This window comes from Bacillus sp. RC242 (assembly GCF_044908245.1).
In the GTDB taxonomy this organism is placed as follows: Bacteria; Bacillota; Bacilli; order Bacillales; family Bacillaceae_G; genus Bacillus_A; species Bacillus_A mycoides.
The window spans coordinates 249,766-267,041 of the sequence record NZ_JBIYCZ010000001.1 but is presented as its reverse complement, the minus strand read 5'-3'; the positions used below and the strand labels follow the sequence as shown (position 1 = coordinate 267,041).

The following is a 17,276-nucleotide window of genomic DNA, read 5'->3' as shown; positions in this document are numbered from 1 at the left end:
TCCTTATAAGGATCGAGTCGTATTTTTATTTGCTTCTTCATTATAAACAAGTACTTGGTTAACGGCATCTTTGACAGCATCTACTACATAGTGAGCGTGCTCTTTTACCGCATCATCAGCTTGAGACATAGCAAAACTATGAGGAGTTAAGGAAAACATTGGAATATCATTGTAAGAATCCCCTATGCATGCAACCTCCTCTGGTTGTATTTGAAACTCTTGTAATAAAACAGAAATAGCAGAACCTTTACTAATATTTGGTGGCATTACATCTAAACATTGTTCAGCTGAAATGAAAGTACTAACTTTTCCATGGAATTTTTCATCGATCTTTTTTTGAAGGAGTTGTAAGTTTTCTTTTGTTCCACCGATAGAAATTTTATTTGGAAAAATTGTATCATCGATTTTCTGTAATAAATTTGGTTCTTCAACAGAAGTCATTGCTACTTGTTTTTCGAGTTCATGAATAAAAGGTGTCTTTTCTTCAATATAGTAATTATGCTCATCACTTACATAACGGAAATAAGGGTCTTGATTTGTCATAGCTAGTAAATCAGGAAGAATGCTGGAATCAAAATTTGCGGATAATAGTTGCTTATTTTCATTAGTGTATACAAACACACCATTTACACTAATACGATGGAAATTTGTATTTACAGCTTTCATTAAGTCTGCGATTTCATTATCAAGTCGTCCAGAAGCGAAGCAAAGAATAACATTTTGCTGAGCAAGACTGCGAAGTGCCGCAACATCCTGTTCATCAATCAGACCTCCATGCTGCATCATTGTACCGTCAATATCACTTACAAACATTTTAATCATGTTGCTATCTCCTTTCTATGTACAGTTGCTCTTACATTATACGCATCATATACAAACATGTCTAAAAAATGAATTTTTATCAAATGGTAGATGTTTTACATTGACGACAAAGAAGAATGTTCTGTAACATAAAAGTAGGCTATTTAAGTACGAGGGTGGTGTTATATGAGTAATTATCTAGAAATTAAAAAAGTTTTAAATAATAATGTCATCATTGCTAGCCATCCTGAACACGAGGAAGTAGTAGTGATCGGTAAAGGAATTGGATTTGGAAAAAAGGCTGAAGATGTGTTGGAGCAAGAACAAATTGAGAAAATGTTTGTTTTAAAAAATGAACGTGATCGAGAACAATACAAACTTTTAGTGCCGCATGTGAGTGAAAAGCTAATTGAATTGATGAATGATATTATGTTATACATTCAAGAAAAAGCGGAGTCTCCATTAAATGAACATATTCATATCGCTTTAACAGATCATATTTCTTTTGCAATTAAAAGGCTGAAACAAGGACTTACAATAGATAATCCTTTTTTAGTTGAAACGAAAATGCTATATCCAGAGGAATATGAAATTGCTGAAGGAGTTGTGAAACTTTTAAATTCTCGTTTGCAAATTACATTGCCAGAAGGAGAAGTTGGCTTTATCGCACTCCATATTTATAGCTCGCTTACAAACTCTGATTTATCTTCTGTTAATCAAAATTCTCGTCTTATTGCACAACTTGTGTCTTTAATTGAGACAAACCTACAAATTACATTAGACCAAGAAAGCATTCATTATTTACGCCTTATTCGCCATTTGCAATATGCTATTGAACGGGTGAAAAAAGGAGAAAAAGTAGAAGAAGCACAAAGTTTTGCTGATTTATTAAAATTAGAATATCCAGTTTGTTATAATTTGGCATGGAAGCTAGTCAAAGTAATGCAGAACGAATTACAACTTCCGGTTTATGAAGCGGAGAGTATTTATTTAACGATGCATTTACAACGATTAGTGAAAGCAGAACATGTGTAAAAAGACATATATTTTTGTCTAAAATGAAAACGTTAAAAAAAATGATTGAATCGCTTACAATAGTTATGTATAATAACTATTGCAAAGTTATACAAAATTCGACAAACACATTAAGGTAAATAACGAAAACGTTTGCTTTAATTATAGTGAACTTATACGTAATCCTATTTTTGACACGTGTTACTGATTCGATCAGGCATGAGTGGAGAAAAGTTGGGAATGTAAGCTAAAGAAAGGGACATACTACCCTTTGTATAGCTATCGTTCTATCTTTTTTTTCCTCATGCCTTTTTGGCGTTTGTCGAAAAGTATCAATATAGATAAGAGAGGAAGGGTTTCCATGTTTAAGAAGATCTTTGGTGTTCTTCAAAAAGTCGGAAAAGCGCTTATGCTTCCAGTAGCGATTTTACCGGCAGCAGGTATTTTACTTGGATTTGGTAATGCATTTCAAAATCCACAACTAACAAATGTTATCCCTGCTTTAAAAGCAGATTGGTTCGTAATGGTTGCAAAAATTATGGAACAATCTGGCGATATTATTTTCGCTAACCTTGCGCTATTATTCGCAGTTGGGGTAGCAATCGGTTTAGCTGGTGGAGACGGAGTAGCTGGTTTAGCAGCGTTCGTCGGATACTTAATTATGAACAAAACGATGAGTGTGTTCTTAGAAGTAGATAAACTAGTGAAAGTAACAAGCACTGGAACAGATCCAGTAAAAATTGGATTTTCAGATCCAGCATATGCAAACGTATTAGGAATTCCAACGCTGCAAACAGGAGTGTTTGGTGGTATTATCGTCGGGATAGTAGCGGCATATTGTTATAATAAATACTTCAACATTGAATTACCATCATACTTAGGTTTCTTTGCAGGTAAGCGTTTCGTACCAATCGCAACTGCAACATTCTCTTTAGTGGTAGGTATTATCATGTGCTTCATTTGGCCATACATTCAGGGTGGCTTAAATACGTTCTCACATCAAATGATTGATGCAAATAGAACGATAGCAGCATTTATATTCGGTTTAATCGAACGTTCATTAATTCCATTTGGATTACATCATATTTTCTATTCACCATTCTGGTTCGAATTCGGTCAGTATACAAATGCAGCTGGCGAATTAATCCGTGGTGACCAAAAAATCTTTATGGCACAGTTAAAAGACGGCGTAGAATTAACAGCAGGTACATTTACAACTGGTAAGTATCCGTTCATGATGTTCGGTCTTCCAGCAGCAGCTTTAGCAATGTACCATGAAGCACGTCCGGAAAATAAAAAATTAGCAGCTGGTATTTTAGGATCTGCTGCATTAACATCTTTCTTAACAGGTATTACAGAACCGCTTGAATTTTCATTCTTATTCGTAGCACCAGTATTATTCGGAATTCATGCAGTATTCGCTGGTCTATCATTTATGACAATGCAAATTTTAGGTGTTAAAATTGGTATGACATTCTCTGGTGGTTTAATTGACTTCATATTATTCGGTGTACTACCAGGTCGTACGGCATGGTGGTGGGTAATTATTGTTGGTCTTGTACTAGCAGTTATTTACTACTTCGGATTCCGTTTCGCAATCCGTAAATGGAACTTAAAAACACCTGGTCGTGAAGTAGCGAATGCTAATGAAGGCGCAGGGAAAACAGAAGCAGGAGAACTTCCACGTGAAGTATTAGTAGCACTTGGTGGTAAAGAAAACATTACTTCGTTAGATGCTTGTATTACTCGTTTACGCGTTCAAGTTAACGAACAAAAAAATGTAAATAAAGACCGCTTAAAAGAGCTTGGAGCAGCCGGTGTACTTGAAGTTGGAAATAACATTCAAGCTATTTTCGGACCGAAATCTGACACATTAAAATCACAAATTCATGATATTATGTCAGGTCGTACACCTCATGTTGAAAAAGAAGCGCCTGTAAAAGTGGAAGAAGCTCCTCAACAGGTTGATGAAAATGAAACAATCGTTTCACCAATTGAAGGGAAAATCTTACCGATTACAGAAGTACCTGACCAAGTATTCTCAGGGAAAATGATGGGAGATGGATTTGCGATTGAGCCAACAGAAGGAACAGTAGTTTCTCCGGTTAATGGTGAGATTGTAAATGTATTCCCTACAAAACATGCGATTGGTATTCAGTCTGAAGGCGGAAAAGAAATTTTAATCCACTTCGGTATTGATACTGTAAAATTAAATGGTGAAGGCTTTGAAGCGCTTGTAGCACAAGGTGATAAAGTGAAGCAAGGACAACCATTATTAAAAGTAGATCTGGCATTTGTAAAAGAAAATGCACCATCTATTATTACACCAATCGTCTTTACGAATTTACAACAAGGACAACAAGTCGAATTGAAAAAAGATGGAAATGTTAAGAAGGGCGAAAACGCTATTATTGACATCCAGTAGGAATTTGACGCAAAATGTTTATAATTATAATAGGCGATGTGGTTGACCGAACATCGCCTATTATATACAATAGATGATGTAGTACTCACGTCTATACAACTAAAAAAATACTGTATTTGAAGGAGATAAATTATCATGGAAAAAATCTTTAAAGTAACTAGCGACTCAGGAATTCATGCTCGTCCAGCAACTCTACTTGTAAACACTGCAAGCAAATTTGGTTCTGACATTAACTTAGAGTATAACGGAAAAAACGTTAACTTAAAATCAATCATGGGTGTTATGTCTTTAGGAATTCAACAAGGCGCGGAAATTAAGGTCACTGCAAATGGTGATGATGCAGCTCAAGCACTAGCAGCTATCGAAGAAACTATGAAAAACGAAGGATTAGGAGAATAATGACTCTTAACATTCAAGGGATCGCTGCATCAAGTGGGATTGCTATTGCAAAGGCTTTCAGACTTGAGAATCCTGAATTTAACATTGAAAAGAAATCAATTACAGACGAAGCTGCTGAAATTGCACGCTTAGACGCTGCGCTTGAGAAAGCAAAATCTGAACTAGAAGCTATTAAGGACCATGCTTTTGCTGAGCTAGGTGCTGATAAAGCTGCTATCTTTGAAGCACATTTATTAGTATTAAATGATCCAGAATTAGTAAATCCAGTAAAAGATAAAGTAAATGGCGAAAAAGTAAATGCTGAATTTGCAATGGATGAAGTTGCATCAATGTTTATTTCTATGTTTGAAAACATGGATAACGAATACATGAAAGAACGTGCTGCGGATATTCGCGATGTAACAAAACGTGTTCTTGCACATTTACTAGGAATTAACTTCTCAAACCCTGGTACAATTTCTGAAGAAGTAATCATCATTGCTGAAGATTTAACACCATCTGATACAGCTCAGTTAAACCGTAAGTATGCAAAAGGTTTCACAACTGATATCGGTGGACGTACATCTCACTCTGCAATTATGGCTCGTTCTATGGAAATTCCAGCTGTTGTTGGTACGAAAGTTGTTATGGAGAAAATCCAAAACGGCGATATCGTAATCATTGACGGTTTAGATGGAGAAGTAATTGTAAACCCATCTGAAGAAACTCTTCGTTCTTTTGAAGAAAAGAAAGCGAAATTTGAAGAGCAAAAAGTTGTATGGGCAAAATTAAAAGACCAAGCAACTGTAACAAGTGATGGACATCACGTTGAGCTTGTTGCTAATATTGGAACACCAAATGATGTACAAGGTATTATCGATAATGGCGGAGAAGGCGTTGGTTTATACCGTACAGAATTCTTATACATGGGCCGTGACAATCTTCCAACAGAAGAAGAGCAGTTCGAAGCGTATAAAGCAGTTCTTGAAGGTGTAAAAGAAGATCAACCAGTCGTTGTTCGTACACTTGACATCGGTGGAGATAAAGAACTTCCATACTTACATTTACCAAAAGAAATGAACCCATTCTTAGGATACCGTGCAATTCGCTTATGTCTTGATGAGCAAGATGTGTTCCGTACACAACTTCGTGCATTACTTCGTGCTAGCGTATACGGTAACTTAAAAATTATGTTCCCAATGATTGCAACTCTTGATGAGTTCCGTCAAGCGAAAGCAATCTTATTAGAAGAGAAAGAAAGACTTGTTCAAGCGGGCACAACTGTTTCTGATTCTATTGAAGTTGGTATGATGGTTGAAATTCCAGCTTCAGCGGTATTAGCAGATCAGTTCGCAAAAGAAGTTGATTTCTTCTCTATCGGAACAAATGACTTAATCCAATACACAATGGCTGCAGACCGTATGAACGAACGTGTAGCTTACTTATACCAACCATATAACCCATCTATTTTACGTCTTGTAAAAATGGTTATCGATGCTGCTCATAAAGAAGGCAAATGGGCTGGTATGTGTGGTGAGATGGCGGGAGATTCACTTGCTATCCCATTATTATTAGGCTTAGGTTTAGATGAGTTCAGTATGAGTGCAACATCTATTCTTCCTGCAAGAACACAACTAAGCAAGTTGTCAAAAGCAGAAATGGAAACATTAGCAGAGAAAGCATTAACAATGTCAACTGCTGAAGAAGTTGTTGAATTAGTTAAAAGCATATAATAGTAAAAAAACCTGAGATCGATTCGAAATCGATCTCAGGTTTTTTTGTTACATATACCTTAGGTGATTTTATTAATTAAACTTCTCTTAAAGAGCAATTGCGATAACATCTTCTGGGCAAACACGTAAAATCCCTTCAAATCTATCGTCATTACGATTGTTTCCATTCTTATCATCTTTGTTGTTGTCTTTGTCGTCGTTATCTCTTCTTAATGCAGAGAATAGAGCAATACCGTTACAGAACCCCTCAAAAACTAAATTGCGGAATGTTCCATTTCCTTTTAGTTTAAGAAGTGAAATTTCAGTGCCTATAGAAAGATTTGCAAGTACGTTACATACAGCATGTCGTTGTGGTCTAATTTCTTCTCTCTCTTTCTCACGATGGTTGTGCTCTCTTTCATGATGATGACAGTCTCTAAAGTTATCACAGCATCCAAATGATCCAAACATAATCCTCATCACCCCCTTCACACTTATAATCTATGTAAGTTCGGTAGTTCGTGACTGGACAGATAATGGAAATTTTTCTAGGGGATTTTCTCATTTTAAATGACTAGATGGGTATTTAGTATGGAATGATGTTTAAAATAGGGGAAATGTCACAAAAAAATGTAAAGACCACCGAAATGAATGAAATAGGTAGCCTTTACACTTTTTTACTTTTATATAAAACGATGATATATACAGGAAGAGCTAGGAGTAGTGGTGCAATGGATCGTGCAGTGTGTTTTTCTGCTTCTAATTGTAACGCTTCTTCTTTAGGGAATTGTAACACTGATATGTTTGCAGCATCGCCAATAAAATATAGCAGTAGTACAGTTACTATGTAACTCAAAAGTGCGATAAAGCTTCCGTATGAACTCAATGAAAATCCCTCTCTTGTTATCTATTTGTTATCATTGTATCACAATTGTAACAAAAATACACGGTTATATTTCAATGCTTTAACAAATTTCGACACAAAACGCCATATTTGTTTATGGTGATAGCGTAAAAATTACAATTTCTCTATGTGTAGATGTCGAATAATACATTGTAATATTACGGATGTGTGACAGAATATAAAAAAACGAAGGTAATGAAATTACCTTCGTTTTTATTATTTCGCCCATTCACTTACTTGTTCTACGCTCATGCGCGGTGCAGGGTGACCTTTTAAAGTTGATTCACCAATTGTAATAAGCATAATTGGTACGTAACGAGATGAAACATTAAATTCTTCCATTAGTGCTTGTGGGTTGAAACCACCAATTGCGCAAGTATCCCAGCCAGTTGCTTTAGCAGCAAGCATAAGTTGCATTGCTGCTAAAGCAGCATTTGAAAAGGCAGCATCTCGTGGGTATTGCTCACGAGTATATGCAGATTCAATATTTTTAGCTAAGCGCTCTTTTGCGTCTGCTTTCATAAATCCTTGTTCTACAATTGGACCGTAAACAGGTTCAACATTTTTATATGCTTCTAAATCACCTAAAATAGCGACTACGGCAGAAGCGTCAAGAATTTGTTGTTGGTTATAAGCAATTGGGTGTAATCGTTTTTGTACATCTTCGCCTTGGAAAACAAGGAATTTCCAGTGTTGCAAGTTCCAAGCAGAAGGTGCTTGCGCAGCTGCTTTTAAAATTTCATGTAACTCTGTAGATGAAATTTCTTTTTCAGGGTTGAATGCACGTGTAGATGTGCGTTCATATAAAACGTTAAAAAAGTCATTGTTTTTCATTATATATCCTCCAAATTACATATCAACTTAATATAAAATAAATGTAATATACTCTACTTACATTTTGTAAGTTATTGAATTTAAGAATATAATACCTTTATTTTAATTGTCAAGTTTTAAATAGTAAGGCAGGGCATTCATACAAACGATACAATTCATATAATCATACACTAAAAAAGGAATTTCCAGAGCAGATAAGCGAAGATAACATTCTCAATTAGCTTGTTAATATGAGTTCCTCACAATTCTTTATAAAATGATTGTGAGGAATTCAGTAAAACAAGATATATGAAGTGAGTGAAGACCAGTGATGAACATACTACATTTTTTATTAGAGAATACTGTTTTCCAAAATGTATTACAAGATCTTCAGTTGAATGTCCTTTATATAGAAGATGGATGTACACATCAACAAACGATAGAAAACGTCCATCCAAAATGTATGTTTATAGCAAATAGTTTTGAAGAAGGAGAAATATTGTTTCATAGAACTAGACCACATATTGTAATTATGTATGTAACAGATTTTGCTCAAATAAAATATATAAAGAATATATATGATTCACGGAGTACATTCATTATCATTTGGGATCAACAGATAAACAATGAGTTTGCAGATTTACTACTGTTAGGAATACGTAATATTGTTATAGCACCAGTAACTCCACAAGTGGTACTAGAGGAAGTGAATAAGAGTTTATATCAACTTACTTTAGTGCGGCAAGTAGGTTTACAACAAGAATTGCTTCAAACGATGTTTGATTTTCAAAATGATTTATTATTTATAGTAGAAGATGATGAGATTGTTGATTGTAATACGAATTTTTTACAATTCTTCGGACATGATAATTTATTTACGTATCGTGAACAACATTTAGTGTTTGCAGAACATCTTATTAGAGAGAACGGATATTATTCGACGACTCACGATATAACATGGCTGGATGATACTTTATCAAATGGAAGAAGAATTAAAATGTACAATTATGAAGGAGAAGCATTTACTTTTCTATTACGTGCGACACCATTACCAGAAGATTTATCGCGATTTATAGTAAAATGCACAGAGATTACAGAATTAGACGAAATCTATCAAGAGCAAGAAAGACTTGCTATGATAGATTCATTGACAGAGGTTTATAATCGTTTGAAGTTCCAACAAATACTAGAGGTAGAGTGGGACAATGCAATACGTAACGATGAAAAATTAGCACTTATTTTGTTTGATATAGATAATTTTAAATCAGTAAATGACACATATGGTCATGATTTTGGCGATTTAGCATTAGTACAACTTGCAGATCTTATGAAATCTAAAGTTGAAGATCAACATGTATTTGCAAGATGGGGAGGAGAGGAATTTATAATATTAGTGACAAATACGGTAGAAAAAGAAGCGTTTCAAGTTGCGGAATCATTGCGATTTTTCATTGAAACAAAGCATTTCTCTGGAATTTCGAAATTAACAGCGAGTTTTGGAGTTGCGTTATATGAGCAAGGGATTACAAGAGAAGAGTTAATGCAAAGAGCGGATATTGCGTTATATGAAGCGAAAAAAAATGGGAAAAATCAAGTATGTATATATAGAAAAGAAAAAATGTGATTTTTCGCAACAAATTGTTGCGATTTTTTTTTATTACTTGATAATAGAATATGGGGGACCATCTTAACCGATAAGCTCCCACTTCAAGTAAGCTCGCAAGAGAGACTAAGTGGTGGGTAGTTCACATGAAGTAATTACGGAGGAACAATATGATAAAAAAAATAATGGTTATGGCTTCACTGTCTGCTGTAGTTTGCGGCGGAGTATACTATTTTCTCTATAGTCCCGATTCAAAGGAACAAGCAGTATTAACAACAAAGGTAACTCCTGCTATTGAGTCAGAGGTACAGGATAATATAGAAGAAGTACAAAAAATTGATTATGCTAGTATATCTCAAAAGTTAGATCAGTATTTAGTAGGAAAGCAATTTAATGGGACAGTTTTGGTGACAGATAAAGAGCATGTTATATTGAATAAAGGATATGGATATGCTGATGTTCAAAATAAAATAGAAAATACGCCTCAAACAAAATATCGTATCGGTTCTATTACGAAAACAGTTGTTGCTACATCCATTCTACAGTTACAAGAACAAGGGAAGTTAAATATCCAAGATAATGTAAATAAATACATTCCTTCATTTCCAGCAGATAAACACATCACGTTATATCACTTATTAACGCATACATCTGGTTTACCGGAAAATGGGAAAGGGAAGGTTAATGTAGCTTCACGTATAAATTTAGTAACTTGGATTGGAAGTCAAAAATTAGAGTTTCCACCAGGAACAGGTTGGAAGTATACGGATTATAATTATATGGTGCTCGCTTATATTATAGAAAATATAACGAAAAAGCCTTTAGGAGACTATGTAAAAGAAAATATATTTACAAAGGCCGAGATGCATGAATCAGGTATGGGAAATATGGTGCCTGGAGATAAAAACTTCACGAAGGGTTATGTGAAGAAAGACCAAGATCTTGTACCAGCACAAAAATTAGGAATGGACTGGTTATATGGATCGGGTGAGATGTATACGACAGTAGGGGATATGAAAAAATTAGATGAAGCGATTATAAATGGAAAGCTTCTTTCTGAACAAAGTATACAAGCGATGTTTACACCTTCACAAGAAAGAAAATATGCATTTAGCTTTTACATATATCCAGATTATTTCCATAACCATGGTGTACTATCTGGTTGGAACACTTTCAATAATTTTAATAAAGAAAAAGGAACTTTTGTTATTTTATTTTCAAATGTGAAAAATAGTATGGATGATGATTTTAATAAAGAGTTCCGAAAGATGGTAAATGATTTATTAGAACAAAGGGGATGAGAAGATGGAAAATAAAAATTTATCAATAGGTTTCATTGGTATTGGTGTAATGGGAAAAAGTATGGTTAACCATTTAATGCAAAGTGGTTATAAAGTATATGTATATAATAGAACGAAAGAAAAAGCGGATTCTTTAGTGCAAGAGGGTGCGACTTGGTGTGATACACCGAAAGCGTTAGTAAAGCAAGTTGATGTTGTTATGACGATGGTTGGTTATCCTCATGATGTAGAAGAAGTGTACTTTGGGGTAGATGGAATTTTAGAACATGCAAATGAAGGTACGATAGCAATTGACTTTACAACATCTACACCAACATTGGCAAAACGTATTAATGAAGTTGCGAAAAGCAAGAATATATATACATTAGATGCACCAGTATCTGGCGGGGACATTGGGGCTAAAGAAGCAAGACTAGCAATTATGGTCGGTGGAGAGAACAGAATATATGATATTTGCTTACCTCTATTTGAAAAACTAGGAACAAATATTCAGTTGCAAGGCCCTGCTGGGAGTGGACAACATACAAAAATGTGCAATCAAATAGCAATTGCTTCTAACATGATAGGAGTATGTGAAGCGGTAGCATATGCGAAAAAGGCTGGACTTAATGCAGATAAAGTATTAGAGAGTATTTCGACAGGAGCAGCAGGTAGCTGGTCATTAAGTAATTTAGCTCCTCGAATGTTAAAAGGAGATTTTGAACCTGGCTTTTATGTAAAGCATTTTATGAAAGATATGAAGATTGCTTTAGATGAAGCTGAAAAATTACAATTACCAGTACCGGGTTTAACCCTAGCGAAGGAATTGTATGAAGAGCTAATCGCAGATGGAAAAGAGAATAGCGGAACACAAGTATTATACAAAAAGTATATAAGGGGGTAAATGGAATGGATCTCCAAAAGTTTGACGAGATGATTGATGCTGTGCAGCGAGCAACTTGTGTACAGATTAATGATAAGCAAAAAGAAGCTTTTAAACAAAAATACGATTTTGGACCAGATTTTGAATATGGAAGAGATGAGAAAGGGCATTATGTTATCCGAAGCTCGAAAAAGATGTTAGAGGAAATGGAGTTTTATTTGGCATTGAAATATGATCGGGATGGAATTGTCCTTTATATGCATGCTGAGATTGAAGGGACATGTCATGTATCCGTTAGCTACAGTGAAGATGCACTTCATTTGCAAGAATTGTTTCAATTTCTAGAAGAAAATAAATAAAAAGTCCTCATTTGAGGACTTTTTATTTATTTAGGCAGGCATAATATTTAAGTTGGATAATTTATAGGCTGGAAGCTCGGCGGCATCGTTCAATTGGGAATGGAATAACTTGTGCAATGTGATTAGGACCAAACTGTTTCGCACGAGCATGGCGTACTATATAAAATGCGCACAGGATAGAAATAGGAATAGCACCGTACAAACCGAAAAATAAAGCGCTTACACAAGATGCGACAAAACCTAAAACACCAACTTCTAATTCTTCCATAATAGCTCCTAAAATGACAGGAATAGCTCCGCATGAAACCCCTAGTATAAGTGCGATAAGTAAACTCATGATTATCCCCCTCTGCTTGCAATATTCTTTTCCTTCTTATTAGTTGTAGTATATCATAAACAAAACAGAATTTTCAGAAAAAATTCAAAAAAAGTTCAATAAATGTTCAAAAAGTGTTCCGAAATATACTTGATAAAATGGAAGCGTGATTTGAGATATTTGATTTGAATAAACGAAAGGGACATATTATTTTAATAAATAAAAAATCAGGCTTACTTCAATGTTATGAAATAAGCCTGTTCCATAGGAGGATGTATATATGTAGAGTGAATAAAAGATTGGAAAAGGGGTTCCAATCTTTTATTCAACTAGCTACCTTAATAGATTGGAACCCAACCTTCTGTTGTAACAAAAATACGAATAGCTACAACTTGGCGATCATCTTGTAAGGTAAAATAATGTCTTGCATTTTCAGGTACAGATATAAGATCACCAGGCTCAAGTTCAACGTCAAAGAATCGACCATCTTTTCCTTCAATAGCGAAGATGCCATGACCGCTGACAATAAAGCGAACTTCATCGTCAGTATGATGGTGTTCTTTTTGGAAATTAATTAATAATTCGTCAAGGTTAGGTGTGCCATTTGAAAGTGAAATTACATCATGAGCTTTATAACCTCGGCGCGCTGAAACATCAGCGATTTCTTTTGAAAACACAGCTAATATTTCAGCCTTGTTTTCATCTGCTAACGAATAATTTTCATTTAAATGAGTAGGAAGCTTAGAGATGTTCCATTTCTCATATAAAACGCCTTCCTCTTGTAGAAATTTAGATACTTCCACTTCATTTTCGATACGAGTATTTACTTCATGAATACGAATTTGCGCCATTAGAAACGCCTCCTTGAATTGATAATAGTTTTATATGAAATTGGAATAAAAACTCATAAGCTTCTAATCTTTTCTTTGCATCAAAGCTATCTCGGCCCCATACGGTAATACCATGGTTACGGATTAATACTGCTCCCGAATCTCCTTGTATATGCTTTCGGAAGTTTTCTCCAAGCGTTGGGATATGGGCATCATTTTCGATAATAGGAATGTTAATCGTTGCACCTTCTTCCCAAATATCGAGAGCTTTAATAATTTCTTGATTTTGAAGGGTGACTGCATCACTATATAAATTTGTGATGACATTATTATCAGTTGTATGAACATGAAGTACGCACCCGGCATTCGTATTGTTATAAATATGTGTATGCAATATTGTTTCTGCTGAAGGGCGTAATTCAGTCTCTAATACGGGAACCCCTAGATGATCTACTAATAGAAAATCATCTGGAGTAGTTTTTGTTTTATCTTTACCACTTGCTGTAATAAGAAAAGTAAGTGGATCATGACTGACTTTTATAGAAATATTTCCACTCGTTGCTGGAAACCAATTCCGAGTTGTTAATTCTTTTTTTATTTCACTTAAGTCATACCATTGACGAAAAAGTTGTTTCATGATTTCACCTCCAACAAATGTTGTAATTCGACTTGAATATCGTGAAATGTGTTAAAGGATGTATAAGCAATATGATTTTCTTCACATTTTGTAATAAGGAAGTCACGGGCGAATACTTTATCTGCTTGTTTTGCTGCTTGTAAATCAGTAATGGAATCTCCTATCACAATATGAAAATCATCTTTAGAGCTTAGTTTACGAATTAATGACGATTTACAGAGACCGCAACTATGCTGACATTGCTCGTCACAAGGGTGCGGCCATTTAACTTCAACAAATTCTCCTGAAAAGTTAGTTGCATTACAGTAAATTTGCTCTTTTGGAATGATTCCTTGTAAGAGTGGATAGACGAAGAAATCCATTCCACCTGATATAACATAAAAAGAAATGTTATTTTCATTAATAAATTGTATGAATTCATGAAAACCTGTACGGATTTCAGCAGTTTCTTGTAAATACTGAATAATATCATCGTGTAGATTAATAGGTATTAATCGGAATAATTGAGAAACACCTTCTTGAATAGAAAGTTCTTGAGATAAAATTTTTTGCTTTATTTCCTCTGCTTCTGGTGGTGCGAACTTTTCCATAATGGACATAATGTTATCATTATTCGTAATCGTGCCATCGAAATCACAAAACACTTGAATACTCATAATTTCACCTCATGTGAGGGATTTCCCCATATTTGTAATGCGCTATGTAAATTCACTTCATCTACCTCATGGAGTGGTTTATTTTGTAAAGTAGCATCAATTGCAGTACGGAAAGCTTTACCACCGCCCTGCGCCCCATTCGGATGTCCGTGTATCCCACCGCCAGCATTAATAACAACACCTTTGCCAAAATCTCGTAGAATAAAGGGAACGAAACCAGGGTGAATACCAGCAGATGGAACAGCAAAACTTTTCTTGAAAAATGCATCGTCTTCAGTTAAATGTTTTGAAATGTTGAGAGCTTCTTCTTTTTCTAACGCAACACTTCCGTATGGAGATGGGAATAATGAAAAGTCAGCCCCAGCATAGCGAAGTAGCTTTCCAAGTAATAATGGAGACGAGATTCCATATAACTTCGATGCGGAATAAGCACCACTTACAGCAGGGTGTGCCATAATGGGAACTGGGATTTCATCATCTTCTGCAAGTGATTGTAGTACATCTAGTCCGTAAGCAAATACGTTAAATAATAGAATATCAGCCCCAGCTTGCACTGCGCGTTTCGCATTTTCTTTTAAATCAAAAGTTCGTCCTGTTAAATTTACGGCATATAACGTTTTATGTCCGTATGTTTCATATACTGATTGTAAAACTTCTTTTCCAGATACAATGCGTTTCGTAAGTGGTGTTAATGTATTCTCAAATAATATTTCATCATCTTTTACTATATCTACACCACCACTTGCTTGATCGCGTAATTGCGTTTTCAAATACCCAATATTTCGTCCAATCATGCCTTTAAAAATACTCATTAAAAGGGGACGATCATGCACTTGTAAAAGATTTCGAATACCATCTATCCCGAATTTTGGACCAGGGAAATACTGTTTTAAGTAGTCTGAAAATGTTAAGTCAATTAATTTCACTTCGCCATCAAGTGATAGCTTTCCGAATGTAGTTGTTAAAATCGCTGGTAAATCTGGACTGAAGTTTAATAACGGATATTCGATTTTAATAATCCCGCGCTTTACTTTTTTACGTAAATACAAATTGGTATGTTCTTGTTCAGCTAATTCCTCAACATGGATGACGTTACCTTTATGCTGTTTTAGTTGCTCTTGCAATAAGTGTGGCAAATGAGTCCAAGAGCCAATTGTTAAACCGAGTGCAATTTGCTCGGCCCTTTTTTCTAAGTTATGTGAATCATCATGGATTAAATACGTCGCTATAATTCCGCTCATTGTTATACCCTCCTAGTTAAATAAAAAAACCTCTCAGCTAAGGAGAGGTTTTTTTACAACCAGCTCCTTATCTGTCAGCGTAACGCTGCGAGAATTAGCACCGTGTCTACAATTGTAGATCGGTTGCCGGGTTTCGTCGGGCTCGTCCCTCCACCTGCTCTTGATAAGAAGTATTTAGAAATGTTTAAATTTTTAAGATAACTGAATTTTGTCAGATTTTTTTTATGTTGTCAATGACTTTTTGAAAAAATTTAATTTATCAATTCGATTAATTGCTTCTCGTAATCGATCTTCTGTATGTAAGAGACCAACACGAACATACCCTTCGCCGTGCTCACCAAATCCAATACCAGGGGCAACAGCGACATGTGCTTTTTCTAGCAAAATATCAGAAAATTGCTCAGATGTATAGCCTTCTGGTACAGGAAGCCATGCAAAGAATGATCCGGTTGGAATATTTACATTCCAACCAATCGAGTGACAAGCTTTAATAAGAGCATTTCTTCGAGATTCATAACTATTAACAAGTTCTACCACACAAGACTGCGAGCCTAATAGTGCTTCGCGGGCAGCATCTTGAACTGCACCAAAAATACTAACATACATATGATCTTGCAATAAGTTAATTGTTTCGATGACACTTTCATTCCCTACTGCAAAAGCAATACGCCATCCAGCCATATTGAAAGTTTTTGATAATGTATAAATTTCAATTCCTGCATCTTTGGCGCCATCTGCTTGCAAGAAACTAACGGGCTTTTGACCATCAAATCCGATAGCACCGTAAGCAAAATCATGAACAACTAATATATTATGTTTATTAGCAAAATGAATTGTTGCATCAAAGAAATCTTTTGATGCTGTAGCACCGGTAGGATTATTAGGATAGTTTAAAAACATTAACTTTGCTTTCTTGGCAATAGAGTCATCAATTTTTGTATAATCTGGTAAAAAATTATTTTCTGCAATAAGCGGCATTGTTTCAAAGTGCGCTTTTGCTAAAGCAACTCCGGATAAATAATCTGGATAACCTGGATCTGGAACGAGAATGGTATCGCCAGGGTTTGTAAAACAAAGTGGTAATTCTACTAATCCAGCTTTTCCGCCAAACAAAATAGCAACTTCAGTTTTTGGATTTAATTCTACGCCGTATTCACGTTTATAGAATGTTGCCACGGCTTCTTTTAAGCTTTCATGTCCGCGAAATGGCGGATATTTATGATGAATGGTCTTTTCGGCAGCATCTTGTAAAGCTTTTACGATATGCTGCGGTGTTGGTTGATCTGGATTACCTTGTCCTAGATTAATAACATCGTGACCAGCTGCAACGACTTTGTTAACTTTTGCAACAAGTGAAGCGAAAAATTGTGTTGGCAATGATGTTACTATCTCAGAAGGTTGAAATAATTTCATACTTTCCACCT

At 35.2% G+C, this 17,276-nt stretch carries 18 protein-coding genes and 1 riboswitch; of the genes, 8 read left to right on the top strand and 10 right to left on the bottom strand.

The genetic code is table 11. From position 1 onward, the window contains the following. Positions 1–3 precede the first annotated feature (3 nt). Positions 4–822, bottom strand: coding sequence for an HAD family hydrolase (locus ABH957_RS01390; protein ID WP_215551755.1), 819 nt, complete (start codon positions 820–822; stop codon positions 4–6). Positions 823–987: 165 nt separating this feature from the next. Here ABH957_RS01390 and glcT point away from each other — a divergent pair, with 165 nt between their 5' ends. The 4 genes from glcT to ptsP all read left to right on the top strand — a co-directional run bounded on the left by glcT (position 988) and on the right by ptsP (position 6,351). Beyond that, positions 988–1,836: a glucose PTS transporter transcription antiterminator GlcT gene (gene glcT / locus ABH957_RS01385; protein ID WP_002033914.1), complete on the top strand. Its 849-nt coding sequence runs from the start codon at positions 988–990 to the stop codon at positions 1,834–1,836. Between the two features lie 340 nt (positions 1,837–2,176). Then, the gene (gene ptsG / locus ABH957_RS01380; RefSeq protein ID WP_404444813.1) at positions 2,177–4,240 is read left to right on the top strand and encodes a PTS glucose transporter subunit IIABC; all 2,064 of its coding nucleotides are present in this window, start codon (positions 2,177–2,179) and stop codon (positions 4,238–4,240) included. 135 nt (positions 4,241–4,375) lie between these two features. Next, positions 4,376–4,639, top strand: coding sequence for a phosphocarrier protein HPr (gene ptsH / locus ABH957_RS01375; protein WP_002033915.1), 264 nt, complete (start codon positions 4,376–4,378; stop codon positions 4,637–4,639). Beyond that, positions 4,639–6,351, top strand: coding sequence for a phosphoenolpyruvate--protein phosphotransferase (ptsP, locus tag ABH957_RS01370; RefSeq protein ID WP_002066976.1), 1,713 nt, complete (start codon positions 4,639–4,641; stop codon positions 6,349–6,351). Before ptsH ends, ptsP begins: the two co-directional genes overlap by 1 nt. A gap of 87 nt (positions 6,352–6,438) precedes the next feature. Here the strand turns inward: ptsP and ABH957_RS01365 are convergent, their stop codons facing one another. The 3 genes from ABH957_RS01365 to ABH957_RS01355 form a co-directional block, all read right to left on the bottom strand. Then, positions 6,439–6,801 carry a DUF3915 family protein gene (locus ABH957_RS01365; protein ID WP_002190565.1) on the bottom strand — a complete coding sequence of 121 codons (363 nt, stop codon included), beginning with the start codon at positions 6,799–6,801 and terminating at the stop codon, positions 6,439–6,441. A 196-nt stretch (positions 6,802–6,997) separates the two neighbouring features. Continuing rightward, positions 6,998–7,216: a hypothetical protein gene (locus tag ABH957_RS01360; RefSeq protein ID WP_002088422.1), complete on the bottom strand. Its 219-nt coding sequence runs from the start codon at positions 7,214–7,216 to the stop codon at positions 6,998–7,000. 234 nt (positions 7,217–7,450) lie between these two features. After that, positions 7,451–8,068, bottom strand: coding sequence for a nitroreductase family protein (locus ABH957_RS01355; RefSeq protein ID WP_404453950.1), 618 nt, complete (start codon positions 8,066–8,068; stop codon positions 7,451–7,453). 310 nt (positions 8,069–8,378) lie between these two features. Here ABH957_RS01355 and ABH957_RS01350 point away from each other — a divergent pair, with 310 nt between their 5' ends. The 4 genes from ABH957_RS01350 (at position 8,379) to ABH957_RS01335 (ending at position 12,172) form a co-directional block, all read left to right on the top strand. Next, a complete protein-coding gene (locus ABH957_RS01350; protein WP_404444821.1) occupies positions 8,379–9,671 on the top strand; it encodes a GGDEF domain-containing protein in 1,293 nt (430 codons plus the stop codon). Between the two features lie 149 nt (positions 9,672–9,820). Further along, positions 9,821–10,951 (top strand): serine hydrolase domain-containing protein, encoded by a 1,131-nt coding sequence (locus tag ABH957_RS01345; RefSeq protein WP_219303469.1) that lies wholly within the window; start codon positions 9,821–9,823, stop codon positions 10,949–10,951. Positions 10,952–10,955: 4 nt separating this feature from the next. Continuing rightward, on the top strand, positions 10,956–11,834 hold the full coding sequence (locus ABH957_RS01340) for an NAD(P)-dependent oxidoreductase (protein WP_078184384.1): 879 nt from the start codon (positions 10,956–10,958) through the stop codon (positions 11,832–11,834). Positions 11,835–11,839: 5 nt separating this feature from the next. Next, positions 11,840–12,172 carry a DUF3909 family protein gene (locus tag ABH957_RS01335; RefSeq protein ID WP_002014892.1) on the top strand — a complete coding sequence of 111 codons (333 nt, stop codon included), beginning with the start codon at positions 11,840–11,842 and terminating at the stop codon, positions 12,170–12,172. Positions 12,173–12,233: 61 nt separating this feature from the next. On the opposite strand, the gene ABH957_RS01330 is transcribed toward ABH957_RS01335, so the two are convergent. From ABH957_RS01330 to ABH957_RS01305, 6 genes are all read right to left on the bottom strand, one after another. Further along, positions 12,234–12,509 carry a hypothetical protein gene (locus ABH957_RS01330; RefSeq protein WP_002165122.1) on the bottom strand — a complete coding sequence of 92 codons (276 nt, stop codon included), beginning with the start codon at positions 12,507–12,509 and terminating at the stop codon, positions 12,234–12,236. Between the two features lie 317 nt (positions 12,510–12,826). After that, positions 12,827–13,339 (bottom strand): 1,2-dihydroxy-3-keto-5-methylthiopentene dioxygenase, encoded by a 513-nt coding sequence (locus tag ABH957_RS01325; protein WP_002165123.1) that lies wholly within the window; start codon positions 13,337–13,339, stop codon positions 12,827–12,829. Then, the gene (locus tag ABH957_RS01320; RefSeq protein ID WP_242246991.1) at positions 13,317–13,955 is read right to left on the bottom strand and encodes a methylthioribulose 1-phosphate dehydratase; all 639 of its coding nucleotides are present in this window, start codon (positions 13,953–13,955) and stop codon (positions 13,317–13,319) included. Before ABH957_RS01320 ends, ABH957_RS01325 begins: the two co-directional genes overlap by 23 nt. Beyond that, positions 13,952–14,611 (bottom strand): 2-hydroxy-3-keto-5-methylthiopentenyl-1-phosphate phosphatase, encoded by a 660-nt coding sequence (locus tag ABH957_RS01315; RefSeq protein WP_404444827.1) that lies wholly within the window; start codon positions 14,609–14,611, stop codon positions 13,952–13,954. The genes ABH957_RS01320 and ABH957_RS01315 overlap by 4 nt, the downstream gene beginning before the upstream one ends. Further along, positions 14,608–15,852 carry a 2,3-diketo-5-methylthiopentyl-1-phosphate enolase gene (gene mtnW, locus ABH957_RS01310; RefSeq protein ID WP_404444829.1) on the bottom strand — a complete coding sequence of 415 codons (1,245 nt, stop codon included), beginning with the start codon at positions 15,850–15,852 and terminating at the stop codon, positions 14,608–14,610. The genes ABH957_RS01315 and mtnW overlap by 4 nt, the downstream gene beginning before the upstream one ends. 64 nt (positions 15,853–15,916) lie before the next feature. After that, positions 15,917–16,022, bottom strand: a riboswitch (SAM riboswitch). A gap of 52 nt (positions 16,023–16,074) precedes the next feature. Further along, positions 16,075–17,265 (bottom strand): pyridoxal phosphate-dependent aminotransferase, encoded by a 1,191-nt coding sequence (locus tag ABH957_RS01305; protein ID WP_404444832.1) that lies wholly within the window; start codon positions 17,263–17,265, stop codon positions 16,075–16,077. Positions 17,266–17,276: the final 11 nt, after the last annotated feature.